The following is a 23,044-nucleotide window of genomic DNA, read 5'->3' on the forward strand; positions in this document are numbered from 1 at the left end:
ATTTTGTTTCAGGTTTCAGGTTTAAAGTTGATTCTGATTGTGTTTATTTCGTAATGTTATTTGTAGAGACGCACTGCAGTGCGTCTATGTCCAGTATATAATTGGAATTTGTTTTTTCTGAATTGGAATTTCAAAAATTAACCGCCTTGGGTCGCAGAAATAATTAAAATTTCGTCGGTTTCTTGTACGAAGAATTCGTTCCATTTGAGTTTTGGAACAACAGTATTGTTGACAGCAACAGCGATTCCGTTTTGTTTGTGCGGAATTTCGAGATCGAGCAATGATTGAACGCTTAGCGATTCAGCATTGAATTTTTTAGTTTGTTGATTGATTTTAAGTTCCATTCCTTTTTGAGTTTAGTGTATAGATACACCTTAGGAATGGCTACAAGAACGCATAAAAATGCGCGCAGAAGTCATCTTACTTTTCCCTACGCTAGTATGAACTAGATCAGGTTCAGAGGGTAAAATCTCAGCCTACAATTTTGTAGACACCCCTAAAGTGTGAAGCAAATGTAATAAAATTTTGTTTGAAAGTTTAAAGTTTCAGATTTCAAGTTCAAAAAAAAACTGAAAACTGCGACTGTGACTGAAAATTATTTTTTTCTCGTAAAGCAATCTTCCACATGATCATTGACCATTCCGGTGGCTTGCATGTGAGCATAAATAACGGTCGAACCCACAAATTTAAAGCCTCTTTTTTTTAAATCTTTACTAATTTCATCTGAAAGTGGAGTAGTCGCGGGAGCATCTTTTGAATTTTTCAAATTGTTGACGATTGGTTTTCCGCCAGTATATTTCCAAATATAATCAGAGAAAGTTCCAAATTCTTCCTGGACTTTCATAAAAGCTTGAGCGTTAGAAACAGCAGCTTTAATTTTTAATTTGTTTCGAATAATTCCAGTATTCTGCATTAACTCTTCGATTTTATCTTCAGAATAATTGGCCATTTTTTTATAATCGAAATAATCAAATGCAGCTCTAAAATTTTCTCTTTTGTTTAAAATTGTAATCCAGCTCAAACCAGCTTGGAAAGTTTCTAAAATTAAAAATTCGAATAAAGTAGGGTCGTCATAAACGGGAACGCCCCATTCTTCGTCATGATATTTTTTATATAAATCGCTGGCAGAACACCAGCTGCATCTTATTGGTTCCATTTGATTTGATATTGTGCAATTTTATAAAATTATTATCTGCCAATTTGCCAACTATATCCTTTTACACTCGGAATGTAAGCAGAACGTCCAACAATTACCAAATTAGTATAAATTTTTCTATTGTATTTAATGCCAATTGCATTTCCAGAAGTATACATTTTATTGGCTTTAAAAACCACTTTCATTTTGCCATCTTCAAGTTCGGCATCAGAAACTCTTTCAACAAGCCAAGTAGATTGCCATTTTACCGCCAACTCATTTTCGGCTGTTTTGGTTACACTTTTTACTAATTTGACAGCTTCTTCGGGAATTTCAAAATGCTCTGTTAGCTGTTTTTGAGTTATAGTCTGGCCCATTTTGCATTTCGCTAAGATTTTGCGAACATTAACAAAATTTAATAATTCCTCATTGGCTTCTTTTTTTATAGAAACTGGTGGATTCGCAATATTATTTTCCGTTTGAGAACTTACCGTTTTAATTTCTATCGGATTTTTGATTGTAAAAGGATTTTTTTGGACAATAGTTTTTTTTGAGTCAAATTCTTTTGGTGCAGTAGTACTTTTTGGAGCAACTTTAGGACTCACTTTTGTGCCAACTGGTGTCAATTTATTGACAGCTTGAATGACTTTTTTAGGTTGTTTTTTTTCGCCATTGCCACAGCTTAAAAATAGATAGGTAACAGAGAATAAAATAAGTAGATAATTTTTTTTCATGACCTAAATGTTTTTTTTATTTTTTATGAGCAGGGTCTCCATCTAGATATTTTTTAATTAGATGGTGGCCTAGATAAATTGCAGGCGTTAATAAAATAGCTATTGCAAGTTTAAAAGTATAACCTATTAATCCGGAAGATATAAAGGTGTCAAAATCGATCTTTCCGGGAAGCCAAAAAGCAATCCCTAATACAATAAACGAATCAAATAATTGCGAAATTACGGTAGAGCCTGTTGCTCGGAGCCATATTTTCTTTTCGCCAGTTCTATTTTTGAAAAACCAAAATATCCAAACGTCAATGAGCTGAGAAGCCATAAAAGCAATTAAACTTCCAACAATAATCCACATACTCTGTCCAAATACTGCCTGAAACTGATCATCATTTACGGGACTGATTCCTTTTGCTGCTGGAATAGTGATTGCCATAAAAAGTATCAAGAAGGCGTAAGCAATTAGGCAAGCAGTTATGAACGAAAGTTTTTTTACGCCTTTTTCTCCAAAATAATCATTAATCAAATCGGTAGTTAGAAATACAACTGGCCAAGGCAAGATTCCTATACTCATAACAAAGGGGCCAATTTGAATTAGCTTTCCTCCAATTAACTCAGCCACAACGGCATTGGTTATAAATATTCCTGCTAAAATTACAAAAACAATTTCTCTTCTGGTCTTAAACATTTGATTTTTGATATTGATATTTCAAAAATAAACTATTTCTTTTAAATCTTTGAAACCTATTTTTATAATCCTTTAAAATATGAAGTTTGCTTTCGATTGATTAATTTTGAGATGCTGTTGCATTTTTTATGAGTTAGATTTTGCACAGAATTAATTAATGTATTTGTTTATGAAAACACCAGAAGAATTAGATAATTCGTTGTTAAGAGATTGGTCAGGGCCTTATGGAGGCGTTCCAGATTTTACAGCTTATAAAGTTTCGGATTTTAGGCCAGCAATAGAATTTGCTATAAAAGAAAAGTTGGAAGAAATTGATACCATCACAAATAATCCAGAGAAGCCAACATTTGAAAATACAATCAAGGCTTTAGAGCTTTCTGGTGATAAATTAGATCGAATTCATGCAGTTTACGGCATTTATAGATCTAATCTGAGTACTCCTGAATTTAATATTGTTGACACTGAAATGTCGCCGAAATTGGCTGAGATTAGTGATAGATTGTATCAAAATGAGAAATTGTTTTCTAGAATTGAAGCCCTATACAAATCGGATGAAAAACAGAATTTAACTAAAGAACAGCAGCGTTTACTTTGGTTATATTATACCGATTTTGTTAGAGAAGGAGCAGAGTTGAACCAACAAGACAAAGATAAAGTTGCTAAAATAAATCAGGAATTGGCAGGACTTTTTACTGCTTTTAGTCAAAAATTACTAGCAGAAGAAAATGATCAGTATGTAGAATTAAAAACAGAACTTGATTTTGATGGTCTGCCTGAAGAATTTAAAAATGCCGCTATTGCTGAAGCTAAAGAAAGAAATCTAAATGTTTTAGGATGCATTGGAAATACAAGATCTTCAATCGAACCGTTTCTTACGTTTTCCAACAAAAGAAGTTTGAGAGAACAAGCTTTTGATGTTTTTGTAAAGAGAGGCGATAATAAAAACGAAAATGACACTAATGAAACACTTGTTTCTATTTTGAAATTGAGGGCTGAAAAAGCTAAGATTTTAGGCTTTGCTAATTTTGCTGAATGGAGTTTGTCTAATAAAATGGCCAAAGATCCGCAGAAGACACTCGATTTAATGAATTCGGTATGGAAACCCGCTGTAGACAAAGTAAAAAATGATGTTTCTGCAATGCAGGAAATGGTAGATAATGATGGGGATAATTTTAAAATTCAGCCTTGGGATTATCGCTATTATGCTGAGAAAGTGCGAAAAGCTAAATACGATCTAGACCAGAATGAAATTAAGCAATATTTGCAGTTAGAAAATTTGCGAGAAGGAATGTTTTGGACGGCGGGCAAATTATTCGATTTAGGTTTCAAGCAATTATTTGATGTTCCCGTTTATCATTCTGACGTTCGTGTTTGGGAAGTGAATAACAAAAATACTGGAGAACCAATTGGATTATGGTATTTTGATCCGTATGCGCGCGTTGGTAAGCGTTCAGGCGCATGGATGAATTCGCATAGAGATCAGCAGAAGATAAAAGGAAATGTGCTTCCTATTGTGTCAAATAACTGCAATTTTATTAAAGGAAATAGTGATGAACCTGTTTTAATTTCATGGGATGATGCAACAACTTTGTTTCATGAATTTGGGCATGCTCTACATGGGCTGTGTTCAAATGTCACTTATCCAAGTCTTTCGGGAACTTCGGTTGCAAGAGATTATGTAGAGTTTCCGTCGCAGTTATTAGAACATTGGTTAGCAACTCCAGAGGTTTTAAACAAGTTCGCGCTTCATTATAAAACAAACGAGCCTTTGTCTCAATCGCTGGTGGAGAGAATCGGAAAAGCTGCTAATTTTAATGAAGGTTTTGCAACAGTAGAAACGATTTCAAGTTCATTTGTCGATATGAAATTGCATTTGACAACCGAATTAATTGATCCTCATGCTTTTGAAAAGAAAGTTTTGAATGAAATAAATATGCCGTCAGAAATTGTAATGAGGCACAGAATTCCGCAGTTTGCTCATATTTTTTCGAGCGATGGGTATGCAGCGGGATATTACAGTTATTTATGGGCAGATGTAATCAATGCAGATGCTTATGAAGCTTTTTTAGAAGCTGGAGGACCATTTGACAAGAAGGTTTCTGAACGTCTTTATAAAACAGTTTTGAGTGTTGGAAATACGATTGATAATGAAGAAATGTACGAGAATTTCAGAGGACATGCTCCGCAATCAGATGCGTTGATGCGAGCTAGAAACTTTCCAATTGAAAGCTAAAATGAAATAAAAAAAGCCCGAATAACTAAATATTCGGGCTTTTTAATATTGAAAAAATAATATATTAACCTAAAGTAACTCTTTTGAAACCTGTAATTTCAACGTTGAATCCTTTAACGTAATCACCAACTTTTTTACTATCATCTTTGATGAAGTTTTGATCTAATAAAGCTTTTTCTTGATCTAAAGTAGTGTTGTCAGAGATGAAACGTTGTACTTTTCCTGGAAGAATTTTGTCCCAGATTTGTTCTGGTTTACCTTCAGCTTTTAATTCCGCTTTTGCATCTTCTTCAGCTTGTTTGATAACCTCAGGAGTTAATTGAGAGAAAGAGATATATTTAGGAACATTTTTTAAAGTTTTTCCTAAACGTGCAGCTTCTTCATTGTCCTTTTCGATTACAGCAATACGAGCAGCAAGTTCAGATTCAACGAAAGCAGGATCAAAATCTTTGTAAGATAATGTATCAGCTCCCATAGAAGCAACTTGCATAGAAACGTCTTTTGTTAAAGCTTCAGCGTTAGCAACTGGAGCAGAAATTGCAGTTAAAGCAGCAATTTTATTAACGTGAACATAAGATCCAACGTAAGCACCTTCTAAAATTTCAAAACCACCGATTTCGATTTTCTCACCGATAACACCAGTTTGCTCGATTAATTTTTCAGCAACAGTGATTCCGTTGAAATCAGAAGCTAAAAATTCTTCTTTATTAGAGAAGTTGATAGCTCTTTCAACTAAATCTTTAGCTAAAGTTACGAAAGCTTCATTTTTACCTACGAAGTCAGTTTCGCAGTTTAAAGTGATGATAGCTCCTTTAGTGTGGTCAGCATTGATAAAAGAAACAGCAGCTCCTTCAGAAGACTCACGGTCAGAACGGTTAGCAGCAACTTTTTGTCCTTTTTCTCTAAGGATTTGGATAGCTTTATCGAAATCTCCTTCAGCTTCAACTAAAGCCTTTTTACAGTCCATCATTCCGGCACCTGTAGATTGTCTTAATTTATTTACGTCTGCAGCAGTAATTGTTGCCATAATATTTTAAGTTTTAATATGTTTTTAAAAGTAAAAAATTCCAGCTTTTAAATCCCAAACTCCAATTTTAATAAATTATCAACATAACGTTTTTAATTTTGTCTTGGATTTTGGAATTTAAAATTTGGAATTTAAATTTTGATTTATTCTTCAGTTTCAGTTGCAGGAGCTTCAGCTTCAACAGCAGGAGCTTCTTCAGCAGCTTCAACTTCTTTCTCAGCACCTCTGTCTGAAAGACCTTCGATTACTGCAGTAGTCACTAAAGATAAAATTTTGTCAATTGATTTAGAAGCATCATCATTTGCAGGAATTACGTAATCAACCTCTCTTGGGTCAGAATTCGTATCAACCATTGCGAAAACTGGAATGTTTAATTTTTGAGCTTCTTTTATTGCGATGTGTTCAGCTTTGATATCTACTACGAACAATGCTGCAGGTAGTCTAGACATATCAGCAATTGAACCTAAGTTTTTCTCCAATTTAGCACGTAGACGATCAACTTGCAAACGCTCTTTTTTAGATAGAGTGTTGAATGTACCATCTTTCTTCATTTTATCGATAGAAGACATTTTTTTAACTGCCTTTCTGATAGTTACGAAGTTAGTTAACATTCCACCTGGCCATCTTTCAGTGATGTAAGGCATATTTGCAGCTTTTGCTTTATCAGCAACGATGTCTTTAGCTTGTTTTTTGGTAGCTACGAATAAGATTTTTCTACCTGATGCAGCGATTTTTTTCAAAGCTTCGTTAGCTTCTTCAATTTTAGCTGCAGTTTTATATAGATTGATAATGTGAATACCATTACGCTCCATATAAATGTAAGGAGCCATATTTGGATCCCATTTTCTAGTCATGTGTCCGAAGTGAACACCTGCTTCTAGTAATTCTTTTACTTCTATTTTGTTTGCCATTTTTGTACTAGTTTACGTTCTGTTGATTAGCAATGTATAAATGGCGATTTCTCTGGCTTTATACATTTAGATGCTAAACTATATCCTACCTCGATAGGAGAGCAACAATAACTGTGTTTTTTAATTTCAATAAATAATTGATAATGTCTTGTCCCATTTGAACAAGACAGGTAATATTAACGTTTAGAGAATTGGAATCTCTTACGAGCTTTCTTCTGACCGAATTTCTTACGTTCAACCATTCTTGGGTCTCTTGTTAATAAACCTTCTGGTTTAAGGATTCCTCTGTTTTCAGCGTTAACTTCACACATTACGCGTGCTAATGCCATTCTTACAGCTTCTGCTTGACCAGTTGTACCACCTCCGTAAACGTTTACTTTTACGTCAAAGTTACCAGCGTTTTCTGTCATAGAAAGCGGTTGTAAAACTTTGTACTGTAAAGTTGCAGTTGGAAAGTAAGTTGCGAATTCTTTTTTGTTTACAGTGATGTTTCCAGTTCCTTCAGAAACGTAAACACGTGCAACAGCGGTTTTTCTTCTACCGATTTTGTGAATAACTCCCATTACTTAAGATCATTTAGGTTAACAGTTCTAGGTTTTTGAGCTCCGTGAGTGTGCTCAGATCCTACAACAACATTTAGATTTCTAAAAAGTTCAGCTCCTAATTTGTTTTTAGGTAACATACCTTTTACAGCTTTTTCTACTAATAATGCAGGGTTTTTAGCTTGCAATACTTTAGCAGTTAAAGTTCTTTGTCCTCCTGGGTAACCTGTATGACGCATGTAAATTTTGTCATTCAATTTTGTACCTGTAAGGTTAATTTTTTCTGAGTTGATAACAATTACGTTATCTCCACAGTCAACGTGTGGTGTATAACTTGGTTTGTACTTACCTCTTAAGATCATTGCAACCTTTGAAGCAAGACGTCCTAAGTTATGACCTTCAGCGTCAACAACAATCCACTCTTTAGTTACAGTGGCTTTACTTGCTGAAACTGTTTTGTAGCTTAATGCGTCCATAATATTATTTTAATTAAACATTCCATCCCCAATAAAGGGGATGCAAAAGTACAATTAATTATTTTAAAACCAAATACCTGAAAGAATATTTTATCTACTGAAAATCAGGGCTTCAGTTTTTTGATTATTTAGTGAATAAAAAAACCGTCTCCACAATAAAGTAAAGACGGTTAAATATTTTGAAAAAAAAGATTATACAATAAATATGTTGGCAATATCAACCACTTGTTGGGTTGTAAGTGGCTCATCATAAGCTTCTGAGCCCGCTGCAGCTCCAAATGCTGTTGCTGTATTAAATCCTGCCTGCATAGTTACACCTTCGCCATCATATACAGCTTGCGTTGCAGCTGGCATTCCGGCACCTCGTTCGGCATTTGATATCCATCCTTTTAAACCTCGTAATCTTCTAACTTCAGAAGCATGGCGCGCTTCAACAGAATGAATTTGTAATGCTGCAGTCAATAAATCTGGTGTTGTAATTAAATTTGCTGCTTGTCCTTTATAAGCTCTAACTCCAGTATCTTCAAAAGCTTGTGCCAAAGCTAAAAAGGTTGGATAATCATGAAAAGGGTCAAAAGCGCCTCCAACAGTGAAGTCAAAAGTAGGCTTTGGAACGAAGTTAGCACTGGCTGTGCCACCCAATCCAGCAATTAAAAATTTCACATGATCAGATTCGTGCGCCGCTATTTGCTGAAATACTTTTAAATCGCGCCCGCCATTTTCAGAAGCTGGTATTACTCCAGAATCTAATGCCATAGCATAAAATTCGTTTTCAAGATATTCTAAGGTTAAAGCAAATTGTAAAGCTCCGATTGGAGTTGCAGGCGTTGCTGTAATGTCTTGTGCAAAAACTTTATTGGTTAGAGCTGATAATCCGAAAGGAATTGAGGCTAAAGCTAAATTTTTACCAATATTTCCAAAATGTGTAAAACTGTCTCTTCTTGAACCTGTACTATTCATTAAATTGTCATCAGTAAAGGATTCTATAAATTTTAAAATGTTCATAATTTCTAAGTTTTAACGGTTAAGATTAAGGCAAGTATTTAGCTGTAAATTTCGTAGTGATAAAACCAGCAGCAATCGGCAGAATTTTAGAAGGATCTTTGGCATCATCTAAACCTGTAGACATATTTACAATATCATCTCCGGCAAAATCTTTAGAATTCGGATTAATCAAACTTCTTATTGCTGAGGCATGTCTCGCTTCTACAGAAACAATTTTTCCAGCTAATAATAAGTAGTCCGCAGTTTTAATTAATTTTCCTGCTCCATTATAGGCGGCTACTCCTGTGTCTTCTAATGCTTTTGCAGTCGCCAAAACTTCGGTACGGCTATTAAAATTTAAGGATCCATAATTAAACGCCAAAGTTGGAAGTAATTGAGTACTCGGATTTGGTAGTAATGCGTTTAAAGTAGCTTTAAAAAAATCTCTATGGACTACTTCGTGGTGATATAAGTCTGTTAGTACTTCGCGTTCAACGCTGCTGAAAACAGAATTAAAACCACTTCCATTAACTACTTTAGTATAAAAGTCGGCTTCTAATTGTTCTAGAGCATACGCATAGGTTAGTACTCCAAAATCTCCAGAGCCTAAATCGAAAACACCATTTCTTATTCCTGGCAAAGAAGTGTCTGGCATATCATTGTCGTTGTCATTATCGCTGCAGCCAGCTAGAATTAAACCTGTGGTAGCCAAGGTTAATCCACTGAGCTTAAGAAAGCTCCTTCTACTATTCAATGAAGGATCTACTTCATGAATTTTAACTTCGTTTTTCATAATCAAGTTTTTTAATAGTTAACAACAGTTGGTCTCTAGTTATCTGGTATTTAATTATTAACGAAATTTTTGTAAGTGCGGTTTTGAGAAATAGCTTTATTTAATTATTATTTCGAAAAGACTTATGTTTTTAAATACTAATAGCTTCTTTTTGTTTTATTTTCGGTAATTCTACTATATTTGTATTAATTACATAAAATTCAATAGGATGAAAGCTAAAGCAACTCTAAAACAAATTGCCAAGGAACTAGGTGTTTCTGTTTCGACTGTATCTAAAGCATTGAATGACAGTCCTGAAATTAGTGAACAAACGAAGGTTAAGATTAAGGAGTATGCCAAACTCAAAAATTATAAGCCGAATGTTATTGGTTTGAATCTTAAGAATCGTAAGACAAAAACGATTGGAGTAATTATTCCTAATATTTTAAATTCTTTCTTTGCGAAAGTTTTTAGTGGTATTGAGAAAGTTGCCGATAAAAAAGGATATAATGTAATTACCTGTATCTCTAATGAGTCTTTAGAAAAGGAAATTCATACGCTTGAAATGTTGAGTAACGGAACTATTGACGGATTTATCCTTTCGGTTTCTCAAGAAGCCCAAAAACTTCAAGATTACAATCATTTTTCTGAAATAATTAACGACGGAACGCCAATCGTAATGTTTGATCGTATTGCAGATGAAGTAGACTGCGATAAAGTTGTGGTAGACGATTTTGATTCGGCATTAAACTCAACACAGCATTTAATAAATTTAGGATGTAAAAACATTGCTTTAATTTCTTCTGTAGACAATTTAAGTGTTGGAAAATTAAGAGCTGACGGATATTTAAAAGCATTAAAAGACAATAATATTCCAGTTAACGAAAAAATTATTCTTCGTACCGATTCTGAAGATGATATGAAAGCTAAAATTGATTCTATTTTTGATCATAAAATCGATGGAATTTTTGCTTTGGACGAAAATGATTCGGTTGCAGCTTTAAGAGTAAGTTTGAAAAAAGGCTACAGAGTTCCAGAAGATATTTCGATTATTGGTTTTGCAGATGGTATTTTGGCTTCAAGACGTTTATCGCCAAGTTTGACAACAGTAAGTCAGCATGGTGTTGAGATTGGAGAAGTTGCAGCAAAAAGATTAATTGAAAGATTGGAAGAACCTGAAGGAACAGTCTCTGAATATGAAACGATCGTCATTAAGACAAAATTAAAAGAAAGAGAATCTACTAGAAAAGTATAAAGAAAACCCATCAGCAAAAACTGATGGGTTTTTTATTTTATAATGAATATGGGAATTTAGGATTTTTGTACTTTCTTAATCTCTCAAAAGGAACTAAAAAAGATTCTTCGCAATTTCTGGCTGCTCTGTAGAAACTTGGAGTAAATTCTATTCCTTTTTCTGTATAATTCCAAGCTGCATAACGCCAGTATTCTGCATTGGTGTAATCACAATAGTCGTCTTCATTTTTTGGTTTTTCAAAATGTTCCTGAGAATTAATTACAGCAAGTAATTTCGGTGCAAAATAATCATTTCGATATTTTGAAAAAGCATCAAAATTGTTTTCACTGTCGCCAGTTACGCTTTTGTCAAAAGCTAGAATGTCATCAATTCCATATTGTTTTCTGTTGTTTAAATCAATAAGGTAACCGCTACTTCCAAAATCGGGATGAGCGGCTCCGCAGTCCCAAAACATCGAAACTTGAAAACCTAATAAATCATTATTCAGAAAGTTAATTGTCGTATTTCCTTCAATGCCTTTTCCTTGGCTGTATTCAAAACTAGAAGCGCAATTAAGCTGAGATAATGTATTTTCAATATGTATGCTTTCTAAGATTGGATTAATCAGAGCCTTGTTTTTTGCTGTAAAATTGTTTCCTAATCTAAAAAAATCAGAATCGCAATGTTTTTCAGAATACCAAACAAATTCTTTATTGTTATACAGTGTGGTTTTCTGTTTTTTGAATTCAAGGAATTTGTATTTCACTAGATTTAAACGTTCGTCATCAAATCTAATTTTGAGATTTGATTTGTAGTTGTCAAAATTTACAGGTTCAAGATGAACAGCCAATTGTTTCTCTTTAGCATCATACCAAAATCCGTCAAAATTATTACCCGATTTTTTCAGGTAAAACTTCTCGGTAATAACATCGCTAGGTTTAAAATAAAATGAGTAATTATTGTCTTTTAATTTTGCTTCGAGTTTAATGTCTTTTAGCGAATTCTTATAGAAATAAACTGCAGTTAGGTTAGTTTCATTGTCAGATTTATAAACCTGAAGCGTCATAAAGATTGTACTTTTGCCTAAAGTTCCTTCTAGATAATAAATCTTGTTCTGACAAAATGAAATTGTTGAATAAAGTAAAAAAAATAGAATATAAAGCTTTTTCATTTTTTGATTATAAGATTTTATAAAGAAAGAAAATATTTACAATATAAAAAAAATATGTTTTTTAGTAAATATCCATTTCAAACTAGTTAGAATTAAACAATTGTAAAGAATTTATTGTTGCATTACTATATAGTCTTCCAATTGGCAGAATCTTGTTTTTAATAGTTACAGAGCGACTATTAAATTGAGAAACCTTTTTTAACGGAATCAAAAAGGAACGATGTATTCTGAAAAAAAAACCTTCGGGTAATTTTTCAATCATTTCGGTAATAGACTGATGAGTTTTAAAAGAATCTTTTTCTGTATGAATAATTAAATAATTGCCTTGTGACTCAAAATAATCTATTTCGTTCAGATATATTTTTAATGTTTTTCTTTCGCACTTGACAAATATAAAAGGCTGTTCAATTTCAGCTTGTGCAAGCTTTTCAAACTGCTGATTCGTTTTTTGGATTTTACTATATTTTTGTATTGCTTTTGAAAATCGTTCCAAAGAAATAGGTTTTAATAAATAATCAATAGCTTCTAGGTCAAATCCTTCGACAGCATATTGTGAATTGGCAGTTGTAAAAATAATTCCGATATCTTTTGGCAGTGATTTAGCAAATTCAATCCCTGATTTGCCTGGCAGATTAATATCTAAAAAAAGCAAGTCTATATTGTTGGTTTTCAAATATCCCAAGGCATTATTGGTGCTCATGAATTTTCCTTTCAAATCTAAAAAATCAAATTTGGCAATATGCATTTCAAGCAATATAGATGCAGGAAGTTCATCTTCTATAATAATACAGCTTATTCTAGTTGGTGTCATTAATTTTAATTTTTAAAGAGACAAAAAAAGATTCAACTTCATTTTTGATATTTAAAATATGATTTTGAGGATAAAGAAGTTCTAAACGCCTTTTAACATTAGAAATTCCGATACCGCTATATGGATTTTTAGTTTTTTTGTTTTCGAAAAAATCTTGCGGGAGACTATTCTCAATTTTAATTATTAGCCATTCTTCAGAAAATGTAATTGAAATTGTAATCCATGCTTTTAGACTGACATCATCCAGACAATATTTAAAACTGTTTTCTATAAAAGGAAGAATTAAGAAAGGCTCAATAACTTGATTTTCTGTAATTCCGTTTGTACTGAAACTTAGTTCGAGTCTGTTATCAAATCTTAACTGTTGAAGTGAAATATAATTTTGTAGATATTCAATTTCTTTCTCCAAAGGAATATGTTTGGTATTTACCTCATAAACAGAATATCGGAGAAAATCTGAGATTTTAAGGACTATATCTGCAGAATCGTCAGATTTACTTAAAATTTTTGAATACAGACTATTGAGAACATTAAATAAAAAGTGGGGATGAAACTGATTTCGAAGAGAAAACAATTCGGCTTGGAGTTTTTCGGAAATAATCAGCTGCACTTTGTTTTTAGCTTCGGCAATGTAATAAACAAGTTTAATGATTAAAGGAACCGTGACAACAAATTGCAGTTTAATTACATTATATAAATATACAGGAGCAGAAAAAAGCGGTTCCGATTTCCACTCAGTCAAATAGAATGCAATAATGATATAATTGTCAATTAACCGCTGAAGGAATGCAAAGAAGAGGATCGAAATCAAATAAACAAAAATAAATAGCGTCTTTTTTTTTCTGAAAAACAATTTTGGCATTGCTACTTCTACAATCAGTAGAACAAATATAATTTTAGGGAAAACACTATAACATTCATTATAAAAAGCCCTCCAAAAATCATTTGTTGGCAAACCTTGCACTAAGCTGAATAATAAAATATATCCCAACCAGTAGCTGATATAAAGTCTTATTTTTTGAAATGTATTTTCAGGATAAATAGCCAGTTCGTTCATTATCGAGTTTGTTTCTTTAATTGTAAAGCTAGTGGTTTTGCTTTAGAATAAAATCGTAATGTGGTAGAAAACAGTTTTCTTGTTTAAATAACATAGCGGTTTTTGTATTGTTGTTTGCAACACAAAGCATGTTGTTTAAATAAGTGTCTTTTTGATGGTAGAAAAGCATGATATCTTTCGCTGACTAATGTAATTTAAAAAAACTATCATGAAGAAAACCGCTTTAACTTTAATGTTGCTATTTTGTTTTTCTTGGGTAATAAATGCCAAGAATACTAAAGTTTACCCGACAAATTGGTGGGTAGGAATGAAAACCAATTCTATACAGTTATTAATTCGAAGTATTGATGATTCTTTTACAACAGATAAAGTAGGCATTAATTATCCCGGAATAACGATTAACAAAACATATTCTTTTCCAAATGCAAAATATATTGCTATTGATATAACTATTGCGCCAGAAACTGTTGCTGGTGATGTAATTATTGAATTGAATCAAAAGTCAGGAAAACAGAAAATCAAATGGCCTCTTTATAATCGAAAATCGGGTAATGGAACACAGTATGCGCAAGGAGTTACTTCAAGTGATTTTATAGAATTAATTATGGTGGACCGTTTTAGTAATGGAGATATTGCAAATGACAAAGTAAAAGGAATGAGAGACCAATCTCTTGACCGAAAAGAAATGTATGATCGCCATGGCGGAGATTTACAAGGTGTGATTAATAATCTGGACTATATTCAGGGGCTTGGAGTTACAGCATTGTGGTTTACTCCAGTTATGGAAAATGATATGGAGAAAAGAACAGAGCATGGTTACGCAATTACAAATCATTACAAAATTGATCAAAGATATGGTGGAGATGCGATGTATGAAAAATTGAGTAATCAGCTTCACTCAAGGGGAATGAAGCTTATTTTTGATGCTGTTTATAATCATATTGGATCATTTCATTTTCTAGAACTAGATCCTCCAGCAAATGATTGGGTTCATCGCTGGCCAGAATATACTCAAACCAATTATAGAGAAATCCCGCTTTTTGATCCTTATGGAACAAAATCAGATAAAAAGAAAATGAGCGATGGATGGTTTGATAAAATAATGCCAGACATTAATCAAGATAATCCGTTTATGGCCAATTTCATTATCCAAAATTGCATTTGGCATATTGAAAAGTTTGGTATTGATGGCGTGCGTCTTGATACTTATACTTATAATGATCTTAATTTTGCCAATCGCTGCAACAAAGCAATTATGGATGAGTTTCCTAAGATTTCCATTTTTGGCGAAATCATGGTGCACGGCGTAGCAAATCAGGCTTATTTTGAGGAAAATAATATAGATACACCGTTCAAAAGCAATTTGCCTTCAGTTGTAGATTTTCAGAGTTTGTATTACGGAATCATTCCAGCTTTGACAGAACCTTTTGGGTGGAAAGGCGGAGTTAATCAATTGTATTATACTTTGAGTAGTGATTTTTTGAGTAAAAATCCAATGCAGAAAGTATTGCTTTTGGACAATCATGACGAGGCTCGATTTTTTTCATTAATGGGAGAAAATGTAGAAAAGCAAAAAATGGGCTTTCAGTGGTTGCTAACTTGCAGAGGAATTCCACAGCTATATTATGGTTCTGAAGTTTTGATGAAGGGATTTAAAAATCCAGATGGCTTACTAAGGGCTGATTTTCCAGGAGGATGGAAAGAAGATGAAAAAAATGCTTTTACAGGAAAAGGAATGACGGATGACGAAAAATCGACACAAGAGTTGGTTCGTAAACTGGCTAATTTTAGAAAAAATGCATCAGCAATAAAAACGGGAAAAATGATGCATTATACACCTGTTGAAGGCTTATATATTTACTTTAGATATGACGACAACCAAACAATAATGTGTGTGATGAATACAAGTAGTTCTGAAAAAGAAATTGACTTTCAAAAATATGATGAAAGAACTGCTGGTTTTACTTCTGCTAAAAATGTGATTACCGAAGAAAGTTTTTCAACTTCCAAAAAGACAATTATTCCATCAACAAAAATGTGGGTTTTAGAATTAAATAAATAAAAAGATGTTTAAAAAAAGTATAGTTTTTCTTTCGATTCTTTTTCCTCTCTGTATCTTTTGTCAGTCTGATGAAATGGAGAATTCAGTTCAATATTTGTCAAATAATTACAAAAGCCCTGAAGAATATATTGTTTCAAAGTTTGCAGAAAAAGATATAATCCTACTGGCCGAGGAACATCGAGTTAAAGAAAACCTCTTATTAGTAAAGAATTTGATTCCTGTTCTGTATAAAAACAACGTCTATAATTTGGGAATGGAATTTGGGGCAAGTGAGGATCAGATAAAATTAGATTCTTTAGTCTCTGCTCCTGAGTATAATGAAGATCTAGCTAGAAAATTAATGTTTAACTATAATTCAGGCTGGGTTTTTAAAGGATATACTGATTTGTACAAGGCTGCTTGGGAGTTAAATAAATCACTGCCTAAATCTGCAAAGAAATTCAGAATCTTAAATTTAAGTTATCGTTACGATTGGTCCTCGTTTTTAGGACAGCGAACTCCTGAGAAAATGAAAAAGGTATTTTATAGAGGAAATACAGAAACATTTCGATTTGGAATTACAGAGAAAGAAATTATTGCCAAGCAAGAGAAAATTTTGATTATTACAGGAGATATCCATGCATTTACAAAATATAAATTTCCTGTGTATGATTTTCTGGGACAGGATTTTGTGAGGTTGGAGGATGGTTATTTTGGAAATCAGTTGTATGCAAAATATCCGCAGTTAGTATATTCTATTTTATTGCATAAACCTTTTGCTAATCGACCTGAAATTAGACCAAATTTGGTTTCGCCAGCAAATGGAAAAATAGAAATTATAATGCAAAAACTGCAAAATAAACCAATCGGATTCGATTTGATTAATACGCCTCTTGGAAAATTACGAGATGATAGTTACTATTCTTTCGGTCGTAGTAATTTTACATTAGAAAATTTTTATGATGGTTATGTATTTCTAAAACCAATTAAAGAGCTTTCAGGATGCGATATTGATCCAAATTTTTTAACGGCTAATAATTGGAATGAAGCTCAAAAAAACATGGCAGATCCAGACTGGAGACCTCGACCAAAGAACTTAAAAGATTATTGGAAACAAATTAAAGACTATGGAGATATTCCAAAAAAATATGCAGAAGCAGATAAATACTAGCCTTAAACTTCTATAAATTAAAAATCCGCTAAAAGCATTCACTTTTGGCGGATTTATTTTTTACCGAAATTTTACTGAAATATTAATGTGCCTCTAACCAGTCTTTACCCATTCCGAGTTCAACTTCTAAAGGAACCGACATTTTAAAAGCATTTTCCATTTCGTGTTTAATCATTGGCTGGATTTTTTCGAGTTCGTCGTTGTGAACATCGAACACAAGCTCATCATGTACTTGCAGTAACATTTTAGATTTCCAGTTTTCGTCACGAAGTTTTTTATGAATATTGATCATTGCAATTTTAATCACATCGGCAGCGCTTCCTTGAATTGGGGCGTTTACAGCATTTCGTTCTGCCGCACTTCTTACAACAGCATTAGCAGAATTAATATCTTTTAAATATCTGCGACGGCCTAAAATAGTTTGTACGTAACCTTTTTCGCGTGCAAATTCAATTTGTTCTGAAATGTAAGATTTTAGGCGAGGGTATGTTTTATAATAAGCATCAATCAATGCAGCACTTTCGCTTCTAGAAAGTGAGGTTTGGTTGCTCAAACCAAAAGCAGAAACACCATATATAATTCCAAAGTTTACTGTTTTTGCATTACTTCTTTGTTCGCGGGAAACTTCTTCTAAAGGAACATCAAAAACTTTTGCTGCGGTTGCTTTGTGAATGTCTTCTCCATTTTGGAAAGCTGCAATCATATTTTCTTCACCACTCAAAGCAGCGATAATTCTTAATTCAATTTGCGAGTAATCGGCAGAGATTAAAGTGTAATTTTCATCGCGTGCCACGAAAGCTTTACGAATCTGACGGCCTCTTTCGGTACGAATCGGAATATTTTGCAAGTTCGGATTATTAGAGCTCAAACGTCCAGTTGCCGCAACAGTCTGCATATAATCGGTATGAACGCGTAACGTTTTTTTATCAACTTGTTCTGGTAAAGCCAAAATATAAGTGCTTTGCAGTTTTACCATCTGGCGCCAATCTAAAATCTGTTTTACAATTGGGTTGTCATTGGCCAAATAAGTCAAAACTTCTTCGCCAGTTGCATATTGTCCCGTTTTGGTTTTCTTTTGCTTTGCGCCGCCAATTTTTAGTTTATCAAACAAAATATCTCCTAATTGTTTTGGAGAAGCCAAGTTGAATTTTTCGCCAGCAGTTTCATATATTTTTTCTTCTAAAGCTTTGATTTCAACTTCCATTTCAGAAGACATTGCTTTTAAGAAATCTACATCCAAACGAATTCCTTCGGTTTCCATGTCTGCCAATACGCTTACTAACGGAATTTCGATTTCGTCGAACAACTTTTTAGTTTCTGTTTTGTCTAACTCGGTTGTGAATATTTCTTTTAATTGTAAAGTAATATCGGCATCTTCAGCAGCATATTCTTTAATATCTTCCAAAGGAACATCGCGCATATTAAGCTGATTTTTTCCTTTTTTACCAATTAAACTTTCAATAGATTTTGGAGAATATTTCAAGTACGTTTCAGCCAAAATATCCATATTATGACGCATATCTGGATTAATCAGATAATGCGCAATCATCGTATCAAAAAGTTTTCCTTTTACGGTTACGCCATAATTAGAAAGAATTTTTAGATCGTATTTTAAATTCTGTCCGATTTTCTCAATGTTTTCATTTTCAAAAAACGGAACAAATTTGTCTACTAAAGCTTTTGCTTCTTCCTGGCTTTCTGGAAACGGCACATAAAATGCTTTTCCTTTTTCGTAAGAGAAAGACATTCCGACCAATTCTGCATGCAAAGCATCGATTCCTGTGGTTTCAGTATCAAAACAAACCGAAGTCTGTTTTTGTAAATTCTGCAAAAGCATTTTAATGCCTAAATCGCCTTGAATGGTTTGGTAAAAATGCTCTGTGTTTTCTAAAGTGTTATAAAACGAAGTTCTTTCGATTTCAGCGTTTTCTCCATTCGTATTTCCGCCTCCAAAAAGATCAAATTGGTCTTCATTTTTAGGTTGTGCTTTTTTGTATAATTTGGCATCAGGAGCTGGAGCAGCAGTTTGCGTGCCATCGGTTTTAAATAAATTGTCAAACTGTTCTGCCATTCTTCTAAATTCTAATTCTTGAAAAATAGCATCAGTTTTTTCGATATCTGGGCGAGAAAGCTCGTAGTCTTCTTCATTAAAAGTAACATCACAATCGGTAATAATTGCTGCTAATTTTTTAGAAAGAATCCCTTTTTCTTTATTAGCTTCGATGTTCTCTTTCATTTTGCCTTTTAGTAAATGCGTGTTTTCTAAAAGGTTTTCCATGGTTCCAAATTCTTTCAGGAACTTTTTAGCTGTAACTTCACCAACACCTGGCAATCCAGGAATATTATCTACAGCGTCGCCCATCATTCCAAGAAAATCAATTACTTGTTCTGGTCTTTCGATTTCAAATTTTGCTAAAACCTCAGGAACACCCCATATTTCGATTCCGTTACCCATTCGGGCAGGTTTATACATAAAAATATTTTCAGAAACTAGTTGCGCAAAATCCTTATCAGGCGTTACCATGAAGACTTTGTAATTTTGTTTTTCTGCTTGTTTAGCGATTGTTCCAATTAAGTCATCGGCTTCACAGCCTTCGATTTCGATAATCGGAATATGCATTGCTTTTAATAATTCTTGAATATAAGGAACAGCAATTTTAATTGCTTCTGGTGTAGCATCACGATTGGCTTTGTATTCAACAAACATTTCTGTTCTTACATGGCTTCCGCCTTTATCGAAAGCAACGGCCAAGTGGTCTGGTTTTTCTCTTTTAATAACATCCAAAAGTGAGTTCATAAAACCCATAATTGCAGATGTATCCATTCCTTTTGAGTTGATTCTCGGGTTTTTTATGAAGGCATAATAACCACGAAAAATTAATGCGTAAGCATCTAGAAGAAAAAGGCGTTTTTGAGTTGACATATTAAAAATATTAGTCTGTAAAAATAAACAATTGGGTTTTAAAAAACGATTTGGTTTTCGAAAATTAATTTTTTAAACCATATAAGTCGTATAAGTTCATTTTAGTAGAAATGCAATACATTGCATCTTCTCAATGTTGTAAAGAATAGTAGGCAATTAAATGAATTTATGCAACTTATTAGCCAGAAAATAAGCAAAGAGTTAATATCAAGTTAAAATTTTTTATTCAGTGATTTCTTCATTTTGGCTTCATTTTCTGAGGGTAATTTTGATCTGTAAAATAAAAATTATTAATTCATAAATATTAGAAATCATGAGAAATTTTTTAATGTTATTAGTAGCAGTTTTAGGAACAAGTGCAATGGTTCATGCATTTCCTGCAAAAGATGGAAAAGAAGCTCCGGCTAAAGAAGTAAAAGCAACCAAACATCCTAAACACAAATCTGATAAAAAAGCAAAATCAGCAAAAACTGAAGCGCCAAAAACAGAAGCTGCTAAGCCAGAACCTGCAAAAGCTAAATAAAAATTGCTCTCGTTTTGTTTTCGAAGCGTTGTAAGGAAGGCAAAACAGGAATAATGATTATGAGAAATGCGATTGAAGAAGCTGATGAAGAAATTTGTCAGCTTTTTTCGTTCGTTAATTTTTTTAATAATACACTACTCCATTTTTGATAATTGATTAATTTTAATTTCGCTTAAATAGTGGGCTTATGAATGTTTTAATTGTAGAAGATAATAAAGAACTTGCTGTAGAGGTCTACGATTTTTTATGCAACTCAGGATATATCTGTAAAATTGCCAATAATTGTGCCGAGGCTCTTGAAGAATTCGGAAGCAATGATTACGATGTTATGCTTTTGGATCTTGGACTGCCTGATGGAGATGGTTTTGAGGTTTTGCAGGCAATCAGAAAAACAAAATCAAAAATTGCGGTCATTGTACTTACTGCTCGCGGAGAATTGGATGATAGAATAAATGGACTTCATCTTGGAGCTGATGATTATTTGACAAAGCCTTTTGCTCTAACAGAATTGGCAGCGAGAATATTTGCCGTAGTTCGCAGAATTCATGGATTTACTCTTAATAATTTAAGCATTCATGGTTTTTTATTGCAACTTCAGGATTATAGAGTGAGTTTTAACGACCAGCCAATTAATCTGACTAAAAAAGAATTTGATATTTTTCAGTATTTGGTTCTAAACAAAAACCGTGTTATTACACGATTGCAATTAACAGAGCATATTTGGGGCGATATTTTGGAGGTTAACTCAGACTCTAATTTTATAGATGTGCACGTTCGTAATCTCCGAAAAAAATTGGACAAACACACTTCTATTGATTGGTTCGAAACTGTTCGAAATGTAGGTTATCGCATAAACGAATAAATCGATTCTTGTGAAAATAAAACACCAATTAGCTATTTTTAATGCATTGAGCAGATTGCTGGTCATTTTGATTTTATGGCTGATGCTTCCTATTTTAGTAAAAAATGTAGTGTATCATCATATTAATAATACGCTAGTTGAAAAGAAGAAAAAATTTATTCAGCACTTAAATAAAGAAGAGATTAATGAATTTATTGAAAATCCAGAGGATTCAACTGATACTTTTTCTGAGTTTTCGACACTTCATAGTGAGTTTTTGGTGCTATCCCGAGTTTCGATAAAACCACACCAGAAAAAAACAACTTTCAGTAATGAATACCGAAAAATAGAAGGAGAGGAAAGTGAGTATAGAATCTTGCAGCATCATTTTACATATGATGGCGAAGATTATCAACTTGAAATAGGAAGCAGTTTGAGCGAGGTTAACGATTTAACTTTTGTAATCAAGCTTTTTATTATAATTGTTTTTGTGATAATTCTATTTATTACTTTTTTAGCAGATACTTTTTACATCGAATATCTTTTAAAGCCATTTTATAAAATTATTGATACCAAAATCAGGCGTGTAAACGAACCGGAAACATTTGACCATACTCCAATAAAAGCAACTTCAAGAGATTTTAGAGAATTGGATTTTGTTTTAAACCAAATGATGGATCGAATTACTGAAGTTTTTAAAAAGGAGAAACAATTTATTTCGAATGTTTCGCATGAACTTCTTACGCCAATTGCACTGCTCAAAAACAAACTTGAAAATTTGTTGCAGAATCAATCTTTAGACGATAATGCAGTTGATAAAATTGCAGGTTCGTTGAAAACATTAGATATGCTGAAAAAAATCATTAATAATCTCCTGCTGATTTCGAGAATAGATAACAATCAATATATAGCAGATGAAGAAATCAATCTGAGAGAAATTGTTTCTGATTTGCAGGAAGATCTTCAAGATCGAATTGAGGATAAAGATATTCAGTTCATGAACGAAATAGAAAACGATTTTGTTTTTACAGGAAATAAAACCTTGGTTCATATTCTTATATATAATCTCGTAACTAATGCCATCAAATATAATAAGCCTAAAGGAGGAATAATTATAGAGGACGGTTTTGCCGATGAACATTACTTTATCTCAGTAAAAGACTCTGGAATAGGAATGGATGAATCGCAGCTTGAAAAAATATTCAGCCGTTTTGCCAGAATCAGTTCAGATCAGGAAGGGCAGGGGTTAGGACTTGCAATTGCACAGAGTATTGCTACTTTTCATCATATTCAAATCAAAGTAAAATCGGTTTTAAACCAAGGAACTACTTTTACATTGTTGTTCGAAAAAGCCAAATAAAAGTTAAAATTTATTGTAAGAGTTTATCTTCATTTTGTCTTCATTTTACGATTATATCTTTGGCTTATAAATAATGAATTAACAATCAATAAAAATTTAAAAACATGAAAAAATTAGCAATTTTAGCAGTAGCAGTTTTAGGAACATTTGCAATGGCAAACGCACAAACAACGCCAGCACCAGCAAAAAAAGAAGCAAAAACTGAAAAACACGATAAAAAAGCAGACAAAAAAGCTAAAGGTGAGAAAAAAGCAGAAGCTGCAAAACCAGAAGCTCCAAAAGCAAAATAAAACGAGATTTTAAGTCTTAAGATTAAATAGTTTTAAAGGTTGGTAGGTTAAAGCTGAAAGAGCCATCTTTCAGCTTTTTTATTTTTACAGCGTTAAATTTTTTATAATAAAAAGAAATAGAATTCTCAT

The 23,044-nt window shown here is 33.0% G+C and carries 22 protein-coding genes and 1 riboswitch; of the genes, 8 read left to right on the forward strand and 14 right to left on the reverse strand.

Annotated elements, in window-relative coordinates:
- Positions 1 to 137: 137 nt before the first annotated feature.
- From thiS to AC1Q5Z_RS12625, 4 genes are all read right to left on the reverse strand, one after another.
- A complete protein-coding gene (gene thiS, locus AC1Q5Z_RS12610; RefSeq protein WP_111426250.1) occupies positions 138 to 344 on the reverse strand; it encodes a sulfur carrier protein ThiS in 207 nt (68 codons plus the stop codon).
- A gap of 66 nt (positions 345 to 410) precedes the next feature.
- A riboswitch (TPP riboswitch) is annotated at positions 411 to 508 on the reverse strand.
- 87 nt (positions 509 to 595) lie between these two features.
- On the reverse strand, positions 596 to 1,156 hold the full coding sequence (locus tag AC1Q5Z_RS12615) for a DNA-3-methyladenine glycosylase I (protein WP_286969657.1): 561 nt from the start codon (positions 1,154 to 1,156) through the stop codon (positions 596 to 598).
- Between the two features lie 32 nt (positions 1,157 to 1,188).
- Positions 1,189 to 1,869: a hypothetical protein gene (locus AC1Q5Z_RS12620; protein WP_492445098.1), complete on the reverse strand. Its 681-nt coding sequence runs from the start codon at positions 1,867 to 1,869 to the stop codon at positions 1,189 to 1,191.
- A gap of 16 nt (positions 1,870 to 1,885) precedes the next feature.
- A complete protein-coding gene (locus AC1Q5Z_RS12625) occupies positions 1,886 to 2,548 on the reverse strand; it encodes a queuosine precursor transporter (RefSeq protein ID WP_198854529.1) in 663 nt (220 codons plus the stop codon).
- A gap of 169 nt (positions 2,549 to 2,717) precedes the next feature.
- Between AC1Q5Z_RS12625 and AC1Q5Z_RS12630 the strand changes: the two genes are divergently transcribed.
- Complete coding sequence (locus AC1Q5Z_RS12630; protein WP_492445100.1) at positions 2,718 to 4,781, forward strand: M3 family metallopeptidase; 2,064 nt, start codon at positions 2,718 to 2,720, stop codon at positions 4,779 to 4,781.
- Positions 4,782 to 4,845: 64 nt separating this feature from the next.
- Here AC1Q5Z_RS12630 and tsf read toward each other — a convergent pair whose 3' ends face one another.
- From tsf to AC1Q5Z_RS12660, 6 genes are all read right to left on the reverse strand, one after another.
- Positions 4,846 to 5,808: a translation elongation factor Ts gene (gene tsf / locus AC1Q5Z_RS12635; protein WP_111426206.1), complete on the reverse strand. Its 963-nt coding sequence runs from the start codon at positions 5,806 to 5,808 to the stop codon at positions 4,846 to 4,848.
- A gap of 143 nt (positions 5,809 to 5,951) precedes the next feature.
- Positions 5,952 to 6,719, reverse strand: a complete 768-nt coding sequence (gene rpsB, locus AC1Q5Z_RS12640; protein WP_111367996.1) for a 30S ribosomal protein S2 — start codon at positions 6,717 to 6,719, stop codon at positions 5,952 to 5,954.
- 176 nt (positions 6,720 to 6,895) lie between these two features.
- Positions 6,896 to 7,282, reverse strand: a complete 387-nt coding sequence (rpsI, locus tag AC1Q5Z_RS12645) for a 30S ribosomal protein S9 (RefSeq protein WP_035645327.1) — start codon at positions 7,280 to 7,282, stop codon at positions 6,896 to 6,898.
- Entirely contained in the window at positions 7,282 to 7,737 is a 456-nt protein-coding gene (gene rplM, locus AC1Q5Z_RS12650; protein WP_095927953.1) for a 50S ribosomal protein L13, read from the reverse strand. The genes rpsI and rplM overlap by 1 nt, the downstream gene beginning before the upstream one ends.
- Before the next feature lie 192 nt (positions 7,738 to 7,929).
- Positions 7,930 to 8,742: a ferritin-like domain-containing protein gene (locus tag AC1Q5Z_RS12655; protein WP_286969666.1), complete on the reverse strand. Its 813-nt coding sequence runs from the start codon at positions 8,740 to 8,742 to the stop codon at positions 7,930 to 7,932.
- Between the two features lie 25 nt (positions 8,743 to 8,767).
- Complete coding sequence (locus AC1Q5Z_RS12660) at positions 8,768 to 9,514, reverse strand: ferritin-like domain-containing protein (RefSeq protein WP_343589635.1); 747 nt, start codon at positions 9,512 to 9,514, stop codon at positions 8,768 to 8,770.
- Between the two features lie 208 nt (positions 9,515 to 9,722).
- On the opposite strand from AC1Q5Z_RS12660, the gene AC1Q5Z_RS12665 reads away from it, so the two are divergent.
- Positions 9,723 to 10,748 carry a LacI family DNA-binding transcriptional regulator gene (locus AC1Q5Z_RS12665; protein ID WP_198854522.1) on the forward strand — a complete coding sequence of 342 codons (1,026 nt, stop codon included), beginning with the start codon at positions 9,723 to 9,725 and terminating at the stop codon, positions 10,746 to 10,748.
- 37 nt (positions 10,749 to 10,785) lie between these two features.
- Here the strand turns inward: AC1Q5Z_RS12665 and AC1Q5Z_RS12670 are convergent, their stop codons facing one another.
- The 3 genes from AC1Q5Z_RS12670 to AC1Q5Z_RS12680 all read right to left on the reverse strand — a co-directional run bounded on the left by AC1Q5Z_RS12670 (position 10,786) and on the right by AC1Q5Z_RS12680 (position 13,766).
- On the reverse strand, positions 10,786 to 11,898 hold the full coding sequence (locus AC1Q5Z_RS12670) for a hypothetical protein (protein ID WP_343589637.1): 1,113 nt from the start codon (positions 11,896 to 11,898) through the stop codon (positions 10,786 to 10,788).
- 82 nt (positions 11,899 to 11,980) lie between these two features.
- On the reverse strand, positions 11,981 to 12,709 hold the full coding sequence (locus AC1Q5Z_RS12675) for a LytR/AlgR family response regulator transcription factor (RefSeq protein ID WP_343589639.1): 729 nt from the start codon (positions 12,707 to 12,709) through the stop codon (positions 11,981 to 11,983).
- On the reverse strand, positions 12,696 to 13,766 hold the full coding sequence (locus AC1Q5Z_RS12680) for a sensor histidine kinase (protein ID WP_286969671.1): 1,071 nt from the start codon (positions 13,764 to 13,766) through the stop codon (positions 12,696 to 12,698). Before AC1Q5Z_RS12680 ends, AC1Q5Z_RS12675 begins: the two co-directional genes overlap by 14 nt.
- A gap of 208 nt (positions 13,767 to 13,974) precedes the next feature.
- Here AC1Q5Z_RS12680 and AC1Q5Z_RS12685 point away from each other — a divergent pair, with 208 nt between their 5' ends.
- Together AC1Q5Z_RS12685 and AC1Q5Z_RS12690 are read left to right on the forward strand one after the other, a co-directional pair.
- Complete coding sequence (locus AC1Q5Z_RS12685; protein WP_492445103.1) at positions 13,975 to 15,828, forward strand: alpha-amylase family glycosyl hydrolase; 1,854 nt, start codon at positions 13,975 to 13,977, stop codon at positions 15,826 to 15,828.
- Between the two features lie 73 nt (positions 15,829 to 15,901).
- Positions 15,902 to 16,978: a hypothetical protein gene (locus tag AC1Q5Z_RS12690; protein ID WP_343589644.1), complete on the forward strand. Its 1,077-nt coding sequence runs from the start codon at positions 15,902 to 15,904 to the stop codon at positions 16,976 to 16,978.
- A gap of 82 nt (positions 16,979 to 17,060) precedes the next feature.
- On the opposite strand, the gene polA is transcribed toward AC1Q5Z_RS12690, so the two are convergent.
- Positions 17,061 to 19,901 (reverse strand): DNA polymerase I, encoded by a 2,841-nt coding sequence (polA, locus tag AC1Q5Z_RS12695; RefSeq protein ID WP_286969677.1) that lies wholly within the window; start codon positions 19,899 to 19,901, stop codon positions 17,061 to 17,063.
- A 313-nt stretch (positions 19,902 to 20,214) separates the two neighbouring features.
- Between polA and AC1Q5Z_RS12700 the strand changes: the two genes are divergently transcribed.
- From AC1Q5Z_RS12700 to AC1Q5Z_RS12715, 4 genes are all read left to right on the forward strand, one after another.
- Entirely contained in the window at positions 20,215 to 20,424 is a 210-nt protein-coding gene (locus AC1Q5Z_RS12700; protein ID WP_343589648.1) for a hypothetical protein, read from the forward strand.
- 187 nt (positions 20,425 to 20,611) lie between these two features.
- Positions 20,612 to 21,286 carry a response regulator transcription factor gene (locus AC1Q5Z_RS12705; RefSeq protein WP_286969681.1) on the forward strand — a complete coding sequence of 225 codons (675 nt, stop codon included), beginning with the start codon at positions 20,612 to 20,614 and terminating at the stop codon, positions 21,284 to 21,286.
- Positions 21,287 to 21,296: 10 nt separating this feature from the next.
- The gene (locus tag AC1Q5Z_RS12710) at positions 21,297 to 22,625 is read left to right on the forward strand and encodes a sensor histidine kinase (RefSeq protein ID WP_286969682.1); all 1,329 of its coding nucleotides are present in this window, start codon (positions 21,297 to 21,299) and stop codon (positions 22,623 to 22,625) included.
- A 104-nt stretch (positions 22,626 to 22,729) separates the two neighbouring features.
- On the forward strand, positions 22,730 to 22,915 hold the full coding sequence (locus AC1Q5Z_RS12715; protein WP_198854513.1) for a hypothetical protein: 186 nt from the start codon (positions 22,730 to 22,732) through the stop codon (positions 22,913 to 22,915).
- Positions 22,916 to 23,044: the final 129 nt, after the last annotated feature.

The organism is Flavobacterium sp. GW823-FHT06G12 (assembly GCF_058794775.1).